This window comes from Streptomyces sp. HUAS 31 (genome assembly GCF_028198125.1).
Classification (GTDB): Bacteria; Actinomycetota; Actinomycetes; order Streptomycetales; family Streptomycetaceae; genus Streptomyces; species Streptomyces chartreusis.
This window is the reverse complement of the sequence record NZ_CP116353.1, coordinates 3,011,236-3,026,707: the sequence shown is the minus strand read 5'-3', so window position 1 is coordinate 3,026,707 and position 15,472 is coordinate 3,011,236. Positions and strand designations below refer to the sequence as shown.

General features: G+C 71.1%; 14 protein-coding genes. 6 read left to right on the top strand and 8 right to left on the bottom strand.

Annotation, left to right across the window (positions count from 1 at the left end; genetic code table 11):
• Positions 1-84 precede the first annotated feature (84 nt).
• The 7 genes from PGH47_RS13355 to PGH47_RS13325 all read right to left on the bottom strand — a co-directional run bounded on the left by PGH47_RS13355 (position 85) and on the right by PGH47_RS13325 (position 7,528).
• Positions 85-1,485, bottom strand: coding sequence for an NAD(P)/FAD-dependent oxidoreductase (locus tag PGH47_RS13355; RefSeq protein ID WP_271663610.1), 1,401 nt, complete (start codon positions 1,483-1,485; stop codon positions 85-87).
• A gap of 179 nt (positions 1,486-1,664) precedes the next feature.
• Complete coding sequence (locus PGH47_RS13350; RefSeq protein WP_271663609.1) at positions 1,665-2,849, bottom strand: MAB_1171c family putative transporter; 1,185 nt, start codon at positions 2,847-2,849, stop codon at positions 1,665-1,667.
• Positions 2,846-4,072: an MAB_1171c family putative transporter gene (locus PGH47_RS13345; RefSeq protein ID WP_271663608.1), complete on the bottom strand. Its 1,227-nt coding sequence runs from the start codon at positions 4,070-4,072 to the stop codon at positions 2,846-2,848. Before PGH47_RS13345 ends, PGH47_RS13350 begins: the two co-directional genes overlap by 4 nt.
• Positions 4,069-4,569, bottom strand: a complete 501-nt coding sequence (locus PGH47_RS13340; protein ID WP_271663607.1) for a toxin — start codon at positions 4,567-4,569, stop codon at positions 4,069-4,071. The genes PGH47_RS13345 and PGH47_RS13340 overlap by 4 nt, the downstream gene beginning before the upstream one ends.
• Before the next feature lie 133 nt (positions 4,570-4,702).
• Positions 4,703-5,293, bottom strand: a complete 591-nt coding sequence (locus tag PGH47_RS13335) for a helix-turn-helix domain-containing protein (protein ID WP_271663606.1) — start codon at positions 5,291-5,293, stop codon at positions 4,703-4,705.
• A gap of 385 nt (positions 5,294-5,678) precedes the next feature.
• The gene (locus PGH47_RS13330) at positions 5,679-6,914 is read right to left on the bottom strand and encodes a DUF6545 domain-containing protein (RefSeq protein WP_271663605.1); all 1,236 of its coding nucleotides are present in this window, start codon (positions 6,912-6,914) and stop codon (positions 5,679-5,681) included.
• Positions 6,911-7,528, bottom strand: coding sequence for a toxin-antitoxin system, toxin component family protein (locus tag PGH47_RS13325; protein ID WP_271663604.1), 618 nt, complete (start codon positions 7,526-7,528; stop codon positions 6,911-6,913). The genes PGH47_RS13330 and PGH47_RS13325 overlap by 4 nt, the downstream gene beginning before the upstream one ends.
• Before the next feature lie 230 nt (positions 7,529-7,758).
• Between PGH47_RS13325 and PGH47_RS13320 the strand changes: the two genes are divergently transcribed.
• The 6 genes from PGH47_RS13320 to PGH47_RS13295 all read left to right on the top strand — a co-directional run bounded on the left by PGH47_RS13320 (position 7,759) and on the right by PGH47_RS13295 (position 14,627).
• The gene (locus PGH47_RS13320; protein ID WP_271663603.1) at positions 7,759-9,114 is read left to right on the top strand and encodes an extracellular solute-binding protein; all 1,356 of its coding nucleotides are present in this window, start codon (positions 7,759-7,761) and stop codon (positions 9,112-9,114) included.
• The gene (locus tag PGH47_RS13315; protein ID WP_271663602.1) at positions 9,111-10,046 is read left to right on the top strand and encodes a carbohydrate ABC transporter permease; all 936 of its coding nucleotides are present in this window, start codon (positions 9,111-9,113) and stop codon (positions 10,044-10,046) included. The genes PGH47_RS13320 and PGH47_RS13315 overlap by 4 nt, the downstream gene beginning before the upstream one ends.
• Complete coding sequence (locus PGH47_RS13310) at positions 10,043-10,891, top strand: carbohydrate ABC transporter permease (protein ID WP_271663601.1); 849 nt, start codon at positions 10,043-10,045, stop codon at positions 10,889-10,891. Before PGH47_RS13315 ends, PGH47_RS13310 begins: the two co-directional genes overlap by 4 nt.
• A gap of 96 nt (positions 10,892-10,987) precedes the next feature.
• Positions 10,988-12,502 (top strand): arabinosylfuranosidase ArfA, encoded by a 1,515-nt coding sequence (arfA, locus tag PGH47_RS13305; protein WP_271663600.1) that lies wholly within the window; start codon positions 10,988-10,990, stop codon positions 12,500-12,502.
• A gap of 91 nt (positions 12,503-12,593) precedes the next feature.
• Positions 12,594-13,478 (top strand): sulfite exporter TauE/SafE family protein, encoded by an 885-nt coding sequence (locus PGH47_RS13300; protein ID WP_271663599.1) that lies wholly within the window; start codon positions 12,594-12,596, stop codon positions 13,476-13,478.
• Between the two features lie 489 nt (positions 13,479-13,967).
• Positions 13,968-14,627 carry a DUF4360 domain-containing protein gene (locus PGH47_RS13295; protein WP_271663598.1) on the top strand — a complete coding sequence of 220 codons (660 nt, stop codon included), beginning with the start codon at positions 13,968-13,970 and terminating at the stop codon, positions 14,625-14,627.
• 65 nt (positions 14,628-14,692) lie between these two features.
• On the opposite strand, the gene PGH47_RS13290 is transcribed toward PGH47_RS13295, so the two are convergent.
• On the bottom strand, positions 14,693-15,451 hold the full coding sequence (locus PGH47_RS13290; RefSeq protein ID WP_271663597.1) for an intradiol ring-cleavage dioxygenase: 759 nt from the start codon (positions 15,449-15,451) through the stop codon (positions 14,693-14,695).
• Positions 15,452-15,472: the final 21 nt, after the last annotated feature.

The following is a 15,472-nucleotide window of genomic DNA, read 5'->3' as shown; positions in this document are numbered from 1 at the left end:
CCCTCGCCGACTGATGCGAAAGGCGCGGCCCGCCTCCGCCGGCTGACGAGAAAGGGCGCGGACGGGTGCCGGTGGCGGTACCCGTCAGCCTCCCGTCCGGTCCAGCTCCCGCAGGATCTCCCGCTCCTCCTTCGTGAGCGGTGCGCCCACCGCCGGCGGCAGCGGCGGGCCGCTCAGCGTCGCCAGCACCGTCGACGGACGCAGCAGCCGCGTCGGCCCCGTGGTCATGCTCGTCACGTCCCACACCGCCGACGCCGCCGTGTACGAGGCGGTCGCCGTGCGGATCATGCGGCGGGTGTACGCGGTGACCAGACGGTCCGCGAACCCGGGCGAGCCGCCCCGGGTGCCGGGGAACCAGACGTCCTGGCTGACCGCCATCGTCCACGCCCCCTCCACCGACCGCGCCGCCGCCTTCTGCACCCGCCGGGCGAGGCCGTCCCCGGCCAGGCCCGTGCGCCGCAGCTCCCGGCTCAGCACCTGCGCACCCATCGCCGCCACCGACATGCCCTGCCCGTAGGCCGGATTGAAGGTGGCCAGCGCGTCACCGAGGACGACGAAGCGCTCGGGCCAGTGCCGCGTCTTCTCCAGGTACCGCCGGTGGTTGCTGGTGCTGCGGCTGACGTGGACGTCCGTGAGCGGTTCCGCGCCGGAGATCAGCCGGCCCACGATGGGGTCCGGCAGGTCGAGGGCGTAGCGCAGGAAGTCGTCCGGGTCCGAGGGGGGTTCGCCGCCGCCCCGGGTGCCGGCGAGGCTCACCATCCAGCGGTCGCCCTCGATCGGCAGCATCATCCCGCTGCGGCCGGGCAGGCCCAGGTAGGGGTTGGCCTGCACGATGGTCAGGGGGAAGCGATCGGCGCCGGCGGGCGTGCGGTAGAGACGGGTGGCGTTCACCAGACCGGCGTCCACCGTCTTCTCACGGACATCGGAGATGCCCAGTCCTCCCAGCCATTTGACGGCCCGTGAGCCGCGCCCGCTCGCGTCCACCACGAAGTCGGCCGGGAGTTCCTCGGTCCCTTCGGCGGTCGCGAGCCGCACTCCGGTGACCCGCTGCCGCGAGCCCGTCAGCTCCAGCGCCTGCGCCTTGCGTATCTCCACGCCGGTGTTGGCGAGCACCGCGACCCGTATCGCCCAGTCCAGCAGCGCCCGCGTGCTCGTCACCATCTGCGGCCCGGGATGCCGCCAGCGCCGGAACCAGCCCTCGGGGGTGAGGGCGACCATGCCGTTGGCGACCGGGACCTCGTGCGCCCCCGCGGCGAGCAGATGCTTGCGCATGCTCACGCCCGGCACCAGGTCCTCCATCGCGGCCAGGCCGCCCGCCATGAGGAGATGAGCGTGCCGTCCCTGCGGCAGGCCCTTGCGGTGCTCCGGCCCGTCGGGCAACTCGTCCCGGTCGAGTACGACCACCTCGTCGGCGACCGTGGACAGGGCCGCCGCGGCCAACATGCCGGCCAGTCCCGCACCGATGACGACAGCTCTACGCGCCACTGCGACCCCTCGCACTCAGCGGCCACGAAGTCCGGCCGGCCCGGGCGCCCGGCTTGTCGACGGCAGTCCGGCAGCGCCCCGAAGGGGCGCGGGGAACTGCGCGACAAGCCACGACGGCGCGGCACACGACCGACGGCAATCCGTGGCAACTCCCCTTCGCGGCGCCCCCAGCGGAGCGCTCAGGCCCTCACCGTACCTTCACGCACCGTGTCCGCGGCAGGCGTTGCCCCCAGAGCCTGCGCCAACTCCACCAGACCGCCCGCGCCGGACGTCTCCGTGGCGTGCAGCCGGCAGGTGCTCGGCGTGCGCAGCGGATCCTCGCGGGCCGCCGCCCGACGGGCCGCCGCGGCGAGCATGGCGGCCTCCGCGGCGACACGCGCCTCGTGCGCGGAGGCACCCTCGGACAGGGCGGCCGACCGCGCCCGCTCGCGCACCCGGTCGTCGAAGTACGGCGCCAGCGCCAGCAGGGCGTCATGGATGGCCACTTCGCGCCAGTGCAGCCGCTCCGCAGGCGACTGCCACCAGGAGGACGCGGGCTTCGGGGCCGTCGACACGAATCCCACCCGCAGCCACAGCGGGTCCAGGCGCCGGTAGTCGCGCAGCCCGCGCCAGTGCCCGACGGCGGCCGGCAGCAGCCTCGGCAGCACGAACCCGGCGGAGCAGATCAGCGCGGCCAGCGCGGCCATCGGCGGGGCGACCTTGGTGGACAGGAAGTCCAGGTCGTGGCCGGTCCAACGGGCCACCACGGCCGTGTACTTGGTCAGCTGGAACCCCACCAGGTCCAGCAGCGCGCCCACGCAGATCAGCCACAGCCCGGCCCGCAGCAGCCCGGTGACCTCCCGCCCCCACCGCACGCACACCACCGACATCGCCACGATCGCCGCGCTGTGCCCGAGCAGATAGAGCACGATCATCTCGCGCATGCCGGGGGTGTTGGCGTAGTACGTGTCGAGGTCGTTCAGCCGCTCCACACGCGCGTCCGCGAGCGTGAACAGCACGACGACGGCCACGATCAGCGGGGCGTACACGGCGATACTGCGCAGCACCAGCCGCCGTACCCGCTCCCGGGGCCCGCCGCGCCAGTTGATCAGCAGGATCAGCAGCGAGCAGCTGTACGCCGAGAGCAGCCCGTAGGTCAGCGGGGCGCCGAAGTTCGGGATGCCGGTGAGCTCGTTGACGGCGGCCAGCGTCATCGGCGCCGAGCACAGGAACACGACCGCGCCGAGCGCGATGGCGACGCAGGTCGACACGGTCAGCGGGTTGCGCAGGGGCGACGGCTTGCCGGGTGTCGTGCGCGGGCGGCGGAACAGCACGGCGGCGGACAGCGCGAGGACGGCGGCCGCCAGATAGACGACAAGGCTCATACGGCGGAGCTCCGTTCGGCCGCGACCGCCGGCGCCCCGGCCGTGGCCCGCACGAGCGGCGAGCCGGCCAGCGCGTCCGCGATGCGCACGAGCGCGTCCGTGCCGGGCGCCCGCTCCTGGAACCACTCCGACTCACCGGCGTACCCCGGCCGCCGGACCGCCCGCCAGGGCGCCGGATCCGTGGCCCCGCCGTCGTGGTCCGTGAGGCAGAGCCTGGCCGCCGCCGAGATCACCGCCGCCCACGCCGTGGCCGCGGCCCGCTCGGGGTCGCCCGTGGTCCGCAGGGCGGCCTCGCGGGTCTCGTCGTACAACTCCCGGTCGACGTGGGCGTCCAGGTGGCTGAGCCCGTTGTGGATGCTGGTCTGGCGCCAGATCAGCCGGGTCGCGGGGGAGGACCAGCGCGGGCGCGGCAGGCGCAGCCGGCGGCGGGCGAGGATGTCGTCGAGTTCCCGCTCCAGCGGCGCGAGACGTACGTACGTCCGCCAGGCGCTCCGCCACTCGGCCAGCCGGGGCCCGGCCACCGGGATCAGCACGCCGGCGGCCGTCAGCAGGGCGCCCAGACCGGCGGCGGCCTGCGCGACGTCCGTGCCGAGCGAAGGCCAGTCCTGTCCGGACCAGCGGGCGGCCACGGCGACGAGCTTGGACAGGCTGTACCCGGCGCCGCACATGGCACCGGTGCCCAGCGTGATCAGCCCCGCGCGCAGCGGGCCCCGCACCTCACGGGCCCAGCGCAGCGCCGAGACGCCGGTGACGGAGACAGCGGTCAGGTGCCCGACGAGATAGAGCAGGATCATCTCGCGCAGATACGGCGTCGTCGCGTAGTAGGTGTCCAGGTCCTCCCGGCGCTCCACCGGGGCGTCGCCCAGCAGGAACAGCACCGCGATGCACAGCACCACACCGGTGTAGGCGAGCACCCAGCGGCGGGCGGTGCGATGCACGCCGGGTCCGCCGCGCCACAGGACGACCAGGATCTGGGAGGCGGCGCTGTAGGCGGTGATCGCCGCATACGTCAGCGGGGCCGCGAGGTTGGGGATCTGGCCGAGCCGGTTCACGGCGCCGACCGTGGGCGGGGCGCCCAGCAGGAAACACAGTCCGCCCAGGCCCAGCACCGCGCAGATGGTGCGCAGATAGGGGTCGTCCCGGTGCCGGAGCAGATCCGGGGCCTTCACCGCCAGGACGAGCCACAGCACCGCGCAGCTGACGTAGCCGAGCAGCCCGTTCATCCTCTGGTCCCGCGGTAGTTGAGCGCGGCCCCGATGCGCCCGGCGAGGTCCTGGGCGTCCCCTCCGGCGGCGAACACGGAGTCCGCCGACGCCTCCAGCCAGGTGCGCAGCCGACGGCCCATCAGCATGCCGAACCGGTCGGCCTCCTGCTCGTCGGCGAGGGTGAAGTCGGTGCGGGCGGCGGCGGGTCGCGGGCCGGTGGCGGGGCCGCGCCGCTGGTGCATGTGCCACACCTCATGGCAGAAGATCACTGTCTGGTGCCATACGGCGGCCCGCTTGTCGACGATGACGTCGTCGTGTGTCTCGCGCTCCAGCCACAGCCCGCTGGCGGTGTGCGGGGGAAAGACCTCGCGGTGGACGACGATGGGGCGTCCGCGCCACTGGACGGCCGAGTCGACCACCGCCTGGAACAGGGTCTCCGCGTCCGCGGGGACGGGCACGCGGATGGGACCGATGAGGGCGTCGGCGAGACGACGCATCTCCCTGTTCGTACGCACGGTTCTCCCCGTGGCCGCTGGACGTTCGACCCTGTGCAATATGCCAAGTCCCGCGTCGCCTCAGCCACCTCGAGCACCGGCGGTCGGCCAGGGATGGCCGAAACCGAGCATGCACACGGCACGTACCGCGTCCTCAGAGGTCGTCGTCCTCCGCCGGGCCGCGCTCCGTGATCATCTCGGCCCATTCCGCCAGCGCCTGAAGCTTGCGCGGCGACATGTGCGGAGCACGCCTGGCCAGCCGGTAGAACCCGGGGGTGCGCAGCGGGGCCAGCGGATCGGCCTTCGCCTCCAGCTCTCCCAGTACCGGCTGGAGCGCGGCGTGCAGGGCCTCGGCCTCGTCGGCGGTGAAGAAGCCCGCGGGCAGGTCGAAGTGGCGCCGGATCCGGTCGGCGTGCTCCAGGCTGGGCAGTCCGCTGCGCCGCCACTCGCTGAGCCACTGCCTGCTCGTGCCCGCGATTTTGGCGAGTTCGTCGAGGGAGTACCGCTTGCCGTCGGGGCGGCGCCGGGTCTCGCGCAGGAAGTCCAGCCGCTGCCGGACGCGCTCGCCCAGGCTCGTCTCCGGCACGCTCCGCCCCGCCAGCAGGGCGACGATCGTCTCCACGGACATGCCGGTCGCGTACGACAGTTTGGCGACGTCCAGCACGTCGGCCAGCCCGCCGGGCCGGCCGGTGAGCTCCTCGAGGCGCTCGCGCAGTTCGGCGAGGGAAGCGTGGGCGTCTCTCACCGAGGTCTCCCTGTTCTCCCTGGGCTTGTCGGCCGGATCCGTGGCTGGGGCTTACGGGAGCGTATCGGGTCCCCCGGGCCGCGGCCAGCGAACGTCGGCAGTAATAACTGCATAGATTCGCAGCAATGGTTGACAGTGAAGGTCACCGCGAGCAATGATCGCGTCACTGAAAGACGTATTCCGCTTCCGCGGCTCACGACTTCCGGCTGCGCACCCGCCTCTTGACGCGGTCGGATGAGGCCGGGGCCTGCCTCGACGGGGGACACGAGCTCTGCCGGCTCGCTGTCTGCGAGGCTGCCCCGGGCCTGTCACGGGGGTCCGGGCGCTGCCTTGGGGGAGCAGCGCCCGGGGCGCCCCTTCGCCCGCAACGTCCGTTAAGGGCGGCTCAGTTGGTTACTTGCACGCCGTCCGGCCGGACCTGTGGCCGGGCCCGTTCCCGTACGGTCCGGATGTCCTCCGCGTCGCGCAGCGCCCGGGACATGGCGCCGATGTCCCCCAGCAGCTCCGTGGTGTCGGTCTCGCCCGCGCCGTCGCCCTCGCGGGCCGCGTTCCTCGCGTCGACGGCGTCCAGGATCGCCACCGCGGCGGCCAGCGCCTTCGCCCGCAGCGGCGGCAGGCCGAGGCCGACGGCGGCGTCGTAGGAACGCCCGCGCTGCTCCTCGTCCACGAACCGGGCCAGCGGCAGCAGCACATCGCGGATGAACGTCTCGCGGCGGATCAGCCGCAGCTCCGGGGTGGCGCGCAGGACGAAGGGGATGCCGCCGCCGTTGACGGTCCTCATCAGCAGGTACAGCGGCCGCAGTTCGTGGTGCGCGAGCCGGATGCGCCAGCGGTCGTGCAGATACTGGCCGGCGTGCGGAAGGATGAAGCCCACCGCGACCAGGATGGCGGACAGACAGGCGATGGGCGGCGCCACCGCCGTGCTCAGCCAGTCCAGGTTCCGGCCGGTCCAACGGGCCACCACGGCGGTCACCTTGGCGGCGTCGAAGATCAGCTGCAGGGTGTAGCCGACGCCGAGGCACTTCAGGCCCCAGCGCAGCCAGGCGTCCAGTCCGTCGGTGCGGATCCAGTTCCAGATCAGCCAGTTGGTGACCAGGGCCGCCGTGGTGTGCGCGAGCAGATAGAGCACGATCAGCTCGCGCATGTACGGCGTGGTGGCGTAGTAGGTGTCCAGGTCCCGCAGCCGCTCCACGGGCACCTCGGCCAGCGCGAACAGCACCCACATCGCGATGATCACGCCGGAGTACGCGGCGACGACTCCGCGCATGGCGCGGCGGGTGCGCGGGGAGCGGTCGGACAGCCCGCTGCGCCAGGTGGTGATCAGCAGCAGACAGCACGCGCAGAACGCGGTGAGCAGGGAGTACACCCAGGGCCCTGAGAAGTTCGTGATGCCCGTCAGGCGGTTGACGCGGGCGATCGTCGACGGCGCCACGAACACGAACACCGAGCAGGCGAGCAGCAGCAGCCCGCCGACCGCGCGCAGCAGCGGGTCGTGCCACAGCCGGATGATGCTGGGCAGCTTGATGGCGAGGGCGGCGGCGAGGATCCCGGCGGGGATCCACCAGAACGTCGGATAGAACTCGTTGACGAACTCCGAGGGCGTCAGTGCGAGCGCCGTCATGGTGCCGTACCCCGCTTCTGCCCCCGGTAGCCCAGGGACCGCTGGACCGGCGCGAGGGGCGCGTCCGTGCCGCTCCCGCCCGACAGCAGCGGCCGGAACGCCGCCGCCAGCCGGTGTCCGAAGTCGTCGGCCTCCGCCTCGTCCCGCTGCCGCGAGCCGTTGCGCGCGGCCACCGCGAGGGCCGTGTCCTGCCAGCCGGGACCGCCTGCGAGGGCGTGCGCGGCGGCGCTGCCGGCGGTGTGGTGGTGGCGGTGGCCGGCGTGCAGATGCCACAGCTCGTGGCCGAGGACGACCAGCCGCTGCACCGCCTCCGCCCGCTCCTCGACGATGACCAGGTCGAAGTCCTGGAACTCCACGCACAGACCGGTCACTTCGATCTCGTCCGGGAACCGCTCGAACCGCAGTTCCACCGGCCGTCCGCCGCGCCGCGCGCTCATCTCCGCGCACAGTGCGCGGCACAACTCGCCGACGTCCGCCGGGGGGTGGGGCCCGGCCCGCACGGCCGCGCTGAGATCGGAAGCCAGCTCCCGCATCCCGGCGGCGACGGGAGAACGCCGTGGCCGTAACGCCGCGGCGACCCGGGCCGCCCTCCTGCGCGCGCCCGCGATGTCCATCGCACCCCCTGTTCCCCCACCGTTCGGTCGGGCCGTTCGAGCCTACGCGGCGCGAACTGTTCGCGTCATGCGATCCGACGACCGTCGTTCAACCGAGAACGACCGCCGGTGGTCGGAATTCGTGCACGAGGCAATTCGTGCACGAGGCATTGACTGGAAAGCGCTTGCATCCTACGGTCCCGTTCGAAGTTACGTGCAGAATTCGAGATCTCGAACAGTAAGGGCAGGCAATGGGACGACCTGACCTGAATCGCAGGCAACTTCTGGCCGCCGCCGGAGGATTGGCGGTGGCCGGCAGTTTCGGCTTCGCGGCGCTGGGCACCGGCGCCGACGCGCTCGCCTCCAGCGCGGACACCCGGGTGCGCTACTGGAACCTGTTCAGCGGCGGCGACGGCTCCAACATGATCGCGATGCTCGACGCCTTCCGCGCGGCGAACCCCGGCATCGACGTCAAGGACTCCACCCTCCAGTGGGGCAACCCCTTCTACACCAAGCTCGCCATGGCCGCCGCCGGCAACCGCGCACCCGACCTCGGCGTGATGCACCTCGGCCGGGTCACCGGCTTCTCGCCCGGCCGCCTCCTGGACCCCTGGGACGTCGGCCTGCTCGCCGAGTACGGCGTACGGGAGGCCGACTTCAACCCCGCCCTGTGGCAGCGCGGCGTCATCGACGGCAGGCTCTACGCCCTCCCGCTCGACATCCACGTCCAGCTCTGCTTCTACCGCAAGGACGTGCTGAAGAAGGCCGGCCTGCTCGGCTCCGACGGCCGGATCGTGCCCATCACCTCGGCCGACGACTGGTTCGGCGTGCTGAAGGAGGCCAGGAAGGCCACGAAGAAGGGTCTGCAGACCATCGGACTGTGGGTCAACGACCAGAACTTCCAGTGGTGGTTCTTCGTCGCCTTCTACACCCAGCTCGGCGGCACCTGGTTCGACAAGGACAACACCGAGGTCACCTTCGACACCGACAAGGCCACCCAGGTCCTTCAGTTCCTGCGCCGGCACATCGCCGACGGGTACGCGAACCCGGGCATGGGCACCGTCGGCGCCGAACAGTTCATCAACGGCGCCCCCTTCGCCTGGGAGGGCAACTGGTCGGTGCCGGTCTACTCGGGCGCGAAGCTCGACTACGGCGCCGTCCCGCTGCCGCCCGTCTTCGGCGAACAGGCCACCCACGCCGAGTCGCACGCCTTCGTCCTGCCCCACCGGTCCGACCGGGGCGGCGCCGCGAACGACGGGGCCCACCGGCTCGCCGCCTACATCGTCACGCACGCACGGCAGTGGGCGGCCGGCGGCCACATCCCCGCGTACACACCCACCCTGTCCACCGCCTCGTACCGAAAGCTCGAACCGCAGAACGAGTACGCCTCGGCCATGGACCACCAGGCCAACGAGCCGAAGGTGTGGTTCGCGGGCTCCACCGGCATCCTCGCCCAGCGCGTCGGCCCGATCGTCGTCTCCTCGACCATGGGCTCCGCGAAACCCGACGCCGTCGCCCGCCGAATGAAGAGCGAACTGGCCGCGCTGCTCGCCATGAAGAACCCCATGGACGGCCGGACCGCCGCGCAAGGAGGTGCGGCCGTATGACGACCGCCGAGTCCGTCCTCGCACCGCCCCGCGTGACGACCGCCGCCGACAGCGCCACCATCCGCCGCAAGCAGGGCTTCCAGCACGGCGGCTGGTTCGTGGCGCCGTTCCTGGTGCTGTTCACGCTGTTCGTGATCTGGCCGCTGCTGCGCGGCATCTACCTCAGCCTCACCGACGCCAACATCACCGGCGACGGCGAGAGCTTCGTCGGCCTCGACAACTACCGCGAGGCCCTCGACGACCCGCTGATGTGGGACGCGCTCGGCCACAGCGCGTACTTCACGCTCCTGGTCGTGCCCTGCATCACCGTCCTCGCCTTCCTCCTCGCGATGCTGGCCCATCACATCGAGCGCGGCAGATGGCTGTGGCGGCTGTGCTTCTTCGCGCCCTTCCTGCTGCCCTCCACCGTCGCCGGCAACCTGTGGCAGTGGCTGTTCAACCCCGGCACGGGAATGGTCAACCACGTCCTCGGCATCGAGACCCCGTGGCTGACCGACAAGTCGTACGCGATGCTCGCCATCGTCATCACCACGCTGTGGTGGACGGTCGGCTTCAGCTTCCTGCTCTACCTCGCCGCGCTCCAGTCCATCCCCGACCACCTCTACGAGGCCGCCAAGCTCGACGGCGCGAACGCCTGGCACCGCATGGTCCACATCACCCTGCCGATGCTGCGCAACATCACCGGCCTGGTCGTCACGCTCCAGATCCTCGCCTCGCTCCAGGTCTTCGACCAGGCGGTCGTGATGCTGGACTTCGGTCCCGGACCGGAGAACTCCACCCGCACCTTCGTGCAGTACACCCTCGAAGAGGGCTTCACCAGCTATCGCGTGGGCTACGCCTCGGCGATCTCCGTCATCTTCTTCGTGATCATCGCGGTCGTCGCCCTCGCCAGGATGTGGCTGCTGCGCAACCGTGAGGAGGCCACCCGATGAGTACGGCCGCACAGCCCCGCAGGCCCTGGACCCCGAGCCAGATCGTCCTCACCCTCCTTGGCACGGCGGTCTCCGTCGTCTTCCTCGCGCCCTTCGCCTGGGGCCTGTTCACCTCCCTGAAGTCGGAGACCGAGGCGGTGGAGGTGCCCCCGCACTGGCTGCCGAAGGACTGGACGGGGCAGGCGTGGACGGCCCTGTTCGAGACCGGCAACATCACCGACTGGTTCGTGAACTCCCTGGTCGTCTCGGTCTGCGTGACGTCCGTCGTCCTGGTGGTGAGCGCACTGGCCGGATACGGCTTCGCCCGCACGGAGTTCCGTGGCAAGGGCGTGCTGATGGGCGTCGTGATGGCGGGCCTGATGATCTCCCCGGCGGTCCTCGGCGTCCCGCTGTTCACCACGGTCCAGCAGATGGGGATGGTCGACACCTACTGGGGCATGATCCTGCCGCAGTGCGCGCCCGCCGCGATGGTCTACATCCTCTACAAGTTCTTCCAGGGCGTCCCGCGCGAGCTGGAGGAGGCCGCGTTCATCGACGGAGCGGGCCGCTGGCGGGTCTTCTTCACCATCGTCGTCCCGCTCGCCCGCCCCTCCCTCGCGGCGGTCGGCATCTTCACCTTCATCGCGTCGTGGAACAACTTCCTGTGGCCCTACATGGTCACCAACAACCCCGACCTGATGACCATGCCGAACGGCATCGCGACCGTCATGAACTCCTACGGCATCCAGTGGGCCCAGCTCATGGCCGGCGGCCTCATGGCGGGCCTGCCGCTGATCGTCGTCTTCGTCTTCTTCCAACGCCAGATCGTGGCGGGAGTGGCCCATACCGGTCTGGCGGGCCAGTAGAGGCTTTTCGCTTTCAGGGGCGCGGGGAACTGCGCGAGCAACCCCCACGACCCGCAGCCGCCAATCAACCAGAACCACCCACCCCGAAAGGCGACCATGCACACCGCCCGCTTCACCCTCGACCCCGCCTTCACCGTCGGCGAGGTCAACCCCCGCCTCTTCGGCAGCTTCGTCGAACACCTCGGCCGCTGCGTCTACACCGGCATCTTCGAACCCGGCCACCCCACGGCCGACGACAAGGGCCTGCGCCAGGACGTCCTCGACCTCGTCCGCGAACTCGGCGTCACGGCCGTGCGCTACCCCGGCGGCAACTTCGTGTCGGGCCACAAGTGGGAGGACTCCGTCGGCCCCGCCGAGGACCGCCCCCGCCGCCTCGACCTCGCCTGGCACTCGACGGAGTCCAACCGCTTCGGCCTCTCCGAGTACATCGACTTCCTGCGCAAGATCGGCCCGCAGGCCGAGCCCATGATGGCCGTCAACCTCGGCACCCGCGGCGTCGCCGAAGCCCTCGAACTCCAGGAGTACGCCAACCACCCCGAGGGCACCGCCCTGTCCGACCTGCGTGTCGCCCACGGTGACAAGGACCCCTTCGGCATCCGGCTGTGGTGCCTGGGCAACGAGATGGACGGCCCCTGGCAGACCGGCCACAAGACGGCCGAGGAGTACGGCCGCGTCGCTGCCGAGACCGCCCGCGCCATGCGCCAGATCGACCCGCGCGTCGAGCTCGTCGCCTGCGGTTCCTCCAGCCAGTCCATGCCGACCTTCGCCGAGTGGGAGGCGACGGTCCTGAAGGAGACGTACGACCTCGTCGACCACATCTCGCTGCACGCCTACTACTGGCCCGAGAACGGCGACATCGACTCCTTCCTCGCGTCCGCCGTCGACATGGAGTCCTTCATCGACAACGTCGTCGCCACCGCCGACCACGTGGGCGCCCGGCTGAAGTCGAAGAAGCGGATCAACCTCTCCTTCGACGAGTGGAACGTCTGGTACCTGCCCGAGTGGGAGGCGCACGCCAAGACCTTCGAGCAGCACGACTGGCCCGAGGCCCCGCGCCTGCTGGAGGACAACTACAGCGTCACCGACGCCGTCGTCTTCGGCTCGCTCCTCATCGCCCTGCTGCGTCACGCCGACCGCGTCACCGTCGCCTGCCTGGCGCAGCTCGTGAACGTCATCGCCCCGATCATGACCGAACCGGGCGGCCCCGCCTGGCGGCAGACGACGTTCTTCCCCTTCGCGCAGGCCGCCGCGCACGGCCGCGGCCGGGTCCTCGACGTCCGGGTCGACTCACCGACGTACGAGACGAAGAAGTACGGCGAGGCCGACCTGCTGCACGCCACCGCCGTGCGCGCCGACGACGGCTCGGTCACCGTCTTCGCCGTCAACCGCAGCCGCACCGAGGCCCTGCCCCTCGACGTCACCCTGAACGGCCTCGACGTCACGCGCGTCGTCGAGCACAGCGCCCTCGCGGACGCCGATCCGGACGCCCGCAACACCCTCGACGACCCCGAGCGGGTCGCCCCGCACCAGGTCGAGGGCACGGCGGTGAAGGACGGCCGGCTCACCGCCGTACTGGAACCGCTGTCGTGGAACGTGATCCGGCTGGGTTGATCGAGCCACCTGAGAAATCCTCATGGGGCTCCAGGACTGCGCTCAGCTTCCCTAAGGCCGCGCTCAGTTTGGGGCCCTACCGTCACCCCCCATGCGCACGCTGATCCTGCTCGCCCTCGCGGGCCTCGGTGCCCAGCTCGTCGACGGCAGCCTCGGCATGGCCTACGGGGTGACCTCGACCACGCTGCTGCTGGCCCTGGGCACCAATCCCGCCGCCGCCTCCGCGACCGTCCATCTCGCCGAGATCGGCACGACCCTGATGTCCGGGGCCGCGCACTGGCGCTTCGGCAACGTCGACTGGAAGGTCGTCACGCGGATCGGGGTGCCCGGCGCGGTGGGCGCGTTCCTCGGGGCGACGGTGCTGTCCCGGCTGTCGACCGGGCTCGCGAAGCCGGTGATGTCCCTGATCCTGCTCGGGCTCGGTGTGTACGTCATGGCCCGGTTCACCTTCCGGGGCCTGCCGAAGGACCGCCTGGGCAAGCCGCTCAGGCGCCGGTTCCTGGCCCCGCTCGGGCTGCTCGCCGGCTTCCTGGACGCCACCGGGGGAGGGGGCTGGGGGCCGGTCGGCACACCGGCGCTGCTGGCCGGTGGCCGGATGGAACCCCGCAAGGTGATCGGTTCCATCGACACCAGCGAGTTCCTGGTGGCGGTCGCCGCCAGTCTCGGGTTCCTGTTCTCGCTGGGCTCCCAGGGCATCGACGTCGTCTGGGTCGCCGCGTTCCTGCTGGGCGGACTCGTGGCCGCGCCGATCGCCGCGTGGCTGGTGCGGCTGCTGCCGCCGCGGGTGCTGGGCTCGGCGGTCGGCGGGGTGATCGTCGTGACCAACGCCCGCACCCTGCTGCCGAACGACGTCCTCCACGTCGCCCTGTACGGGCTGTGGGCAGCCGCCCTGGCGTACTCGGTACGCGCCCATCTGAAGGAGCGGAGGGCGGCCGGAACCGAGCCCGTGGACGAACGGCAGCCCGTCGGCACCTGACCGATCCGTGGAGTGCGGCACCGGCCCCCGCTGTCAAGGTCGCCTTGTGGCCGTCCGCCACCGTGTCACCACGTGCCGTGAGGACCCGCGGACCGCGGCACCCACCCCGTCGTCCCAGCACAGCCGCCCGATGTGAATGACCTCGCGCCCTGTGTACGAGCCATCGGCGACCGGCACACCCGTGTGCACTCGCATACGAAAGCGCACCGCGCGGGCGGTGAGCCCTGCGATTCGCGTCATGTGAGGGGAGTTGAGTGCGTTGCCGGTGACGGATGGGTGTGCGGATGCGAACGGCTCAATAGCGCGCAGCTCAACTGCGTTGTAAATGGCCGGAGTTGGCCCCTGTCGGCCACATCCGTGGCTCCTACGATGCGGTACGCCTTCGACCTTCACAGGAACCTCACTGTTTCTTCAAGGATTCAACGAAGACTCGGCGGGGCCGAAAGGGGTCGGGGGCGCAGCCACCCCCCATTTTCCGAGGAGAGATCCATGGCACGTGGACTCCTGAGATTCCTGCTGAGCGGCGCCTCTCTGGCCGCTCTTCTCATCGCTGCGCTGCCCGCGCAAGCGTCGCCGGCGTTCGAAGACCCGCCGCCGGACAAGATCGTCATCAAGGTCGCCACGGTGAACGGCTCCGGCTGCCCCCAGGGCACCACGGCGGTCGCCGTCTCCGAGGACAACACCGCGTTCACGGTGACGTACAGCGACTACCTCGCCCAGGTCGGCGGCAACTCCGACCCCACGGCGTTCCGTAAGAACTGCCAGCTCAGCCTGGTCGTGCACGTCCCCGGCGGCTTCACCTACGCCATCGCCAGCGCCGACTACCGCGGCTTCGCCGCCCTGCAGTCCGGCTCGAACGCCATACAGAGAGCCTCGTACTACTTCCAGGGCTCGCCGAACACGCAGTTCCGCAGCCACCCGTTCAGCGGCCCGCTCAACGACAACTGGCAGGCCACCGACGAGACCGACTGGGCCCAACTGGTCTGGGCGCCCTGCGGGGTTCAGCGCAACTTCAACATCAACACCGAGCTGCGGGTGAACCTCGGTTCGTCCTCGCCGAGCAAGGTCAGCTTCATGACCATGGACTCGACCGACGGCGACATCAGCACGGTGTACCACCTGGCCTGGAAGCAGTGCCCGGCCAAGTAGTGCGCACGTAGGGCCGCGCCCGCCGGAAGCGGCGGGCGCGGCCCGGTCGTAGGGGTCGGGTTCGGCTAGCTCTCCACGCCCAGGGCCAGCGTCCCCGCGTAGCCGGCGGAGGGCGAGCTGCCGAGCGCGGCCAGGGTCAGCAGGCCGGACGCGGCGCCTCCGTCGTCGTAGATGCCGTCCTGGGCGAGGGTGGTGCGCGGGACGGTGTTGGCGGCGTAGGTGGCCAGGGCCGCGACCCGCGTGGTGATCGTCTCGCTGAAGAAGAGCTGGCCGGTGTGGAGTTCCTGGCCGCCGGTGAACGAGCCGTCGGCGGTGAGGGTGACGTCGGTGTGCACCTTGACGTGGATGTGGACGCAGCGGCCGCGGTACCAGCCGGGGTACACCGTTGTGATGCGGGCGACGCCGTCCGAGCCGGTGAGCACGCCGCCGCGCAGGAAGGTGCCGTTGTCGGGCTCGTCGTGGCCGTTGTTGCCGACGAAGCCGGAGTACTCGCCGAGCGCGTCGCAGTGCCAGATCTCCACCAGGGCCTTGTTCAGGGGCGCGCAGGTGCTGTCGTCGACGACGGTGAGGGTGAGCTCCAGCGGGATGCCGGTCTTGTCCTCGCTCACGTCGGCGCGGACGAGCTGTCCGTCGAGGTAGTAGGGGCCTTCGGTCATCTCCTTCGTGAGGGTGCAGACGGCCGCGGCGGCGACGGGTGCCTGGGCGGCTGTGGGGGCTTCGGGCGCTGCCGCGCCCACGGTCAGTGCCGCGGCCGTGGCGCCGGTGGCGATCAGTACGGTGCGGCGTCCGATCGCGGTGGGGGTTGCCTTCGAAGTGTCTGTCATGGACACGGCACCGTAGAAAAC

Bases quoted from the DNA above. Each gene is read 5' to 3' on its own strand.
- PGH47_RS13300 (WP_271663599.1), top strand. From the start codon at position 12,594: ATGCGCACGCTGATCCTGCTCGCCCTCGCGGGCCTCGGTGCCCAGCTC.
- PGH47_RS13290 (WP_271663597.1), bottom strand. From the start codon at position 15,451: ATGACAGACACTTCGAAGGCAACCCCCACCGCGATCGGACGCCGCACC.
- arfA (WP_271663600.1), top strand. From the start codon at position 10,988: ATGCACACCGCCCGCTTCACCCTCGACCCCGCCTTCACCGTCGGCGAG.
- PGH47_RS13320 (WP_271663603.1), top strand. From the start codon at position 7,759: ATGGGACGACCTGACCTGAATCGCAGGCAACTTCTGGCCGCCGCCGGA.
- PGH47_RS13295 (WP_271663598.1), top strand. From the start codon at position 13,968: ATGGCACGTGGACTCCTGAGATTCCTGCTGAGCGGCGCCTCTCTGGCC.
- PGH47_RS13330 (WP_271663605.1), bottom strand. From the start codon at position 6,914: ATGACGGCGCTCGCACTGACGCCCTCGGAGTTCGTCAACGAGTTCTAT.
- PGH47_RS13345 (WP_271663608.1), bottom strand. From the start codon at position 4,072: ATGAACGGGCTGCTCGGCTACGTCAGCTGCGCGGTGCTGTGGCTCGTC.
- PGH47_RS13350 (WP_271663609.1), bottom strand. From the start codon at position 2,849: ATGAGCCTTGTCGTCTATCTGGCGGCCGCCGTCCTCGCGCTGTCCGCC.
- PGH47_RS13310 (WP_271663601.1), top strand. From the start codon at position 10,043: ATGAGTACGGCCGCACAGCCCCGCAGGCCCTGGACCCCGAGCCAGATC.
- PGH47_RS13315 (WP_271663602.1), top strand. From the start codon at position 9,111: ATGACGACCGCCGAGTCCGTCCTCGCACCGCCCCGCGTGACGACCGCC.
- PGH47_RS13325 (WP_271663604.1), bottom strand. From the start codon at position 7,528: ATGGACATCGCGGGCGCGCGCAGGAGGGCGGCCCGGGTCGCCGCGGCG.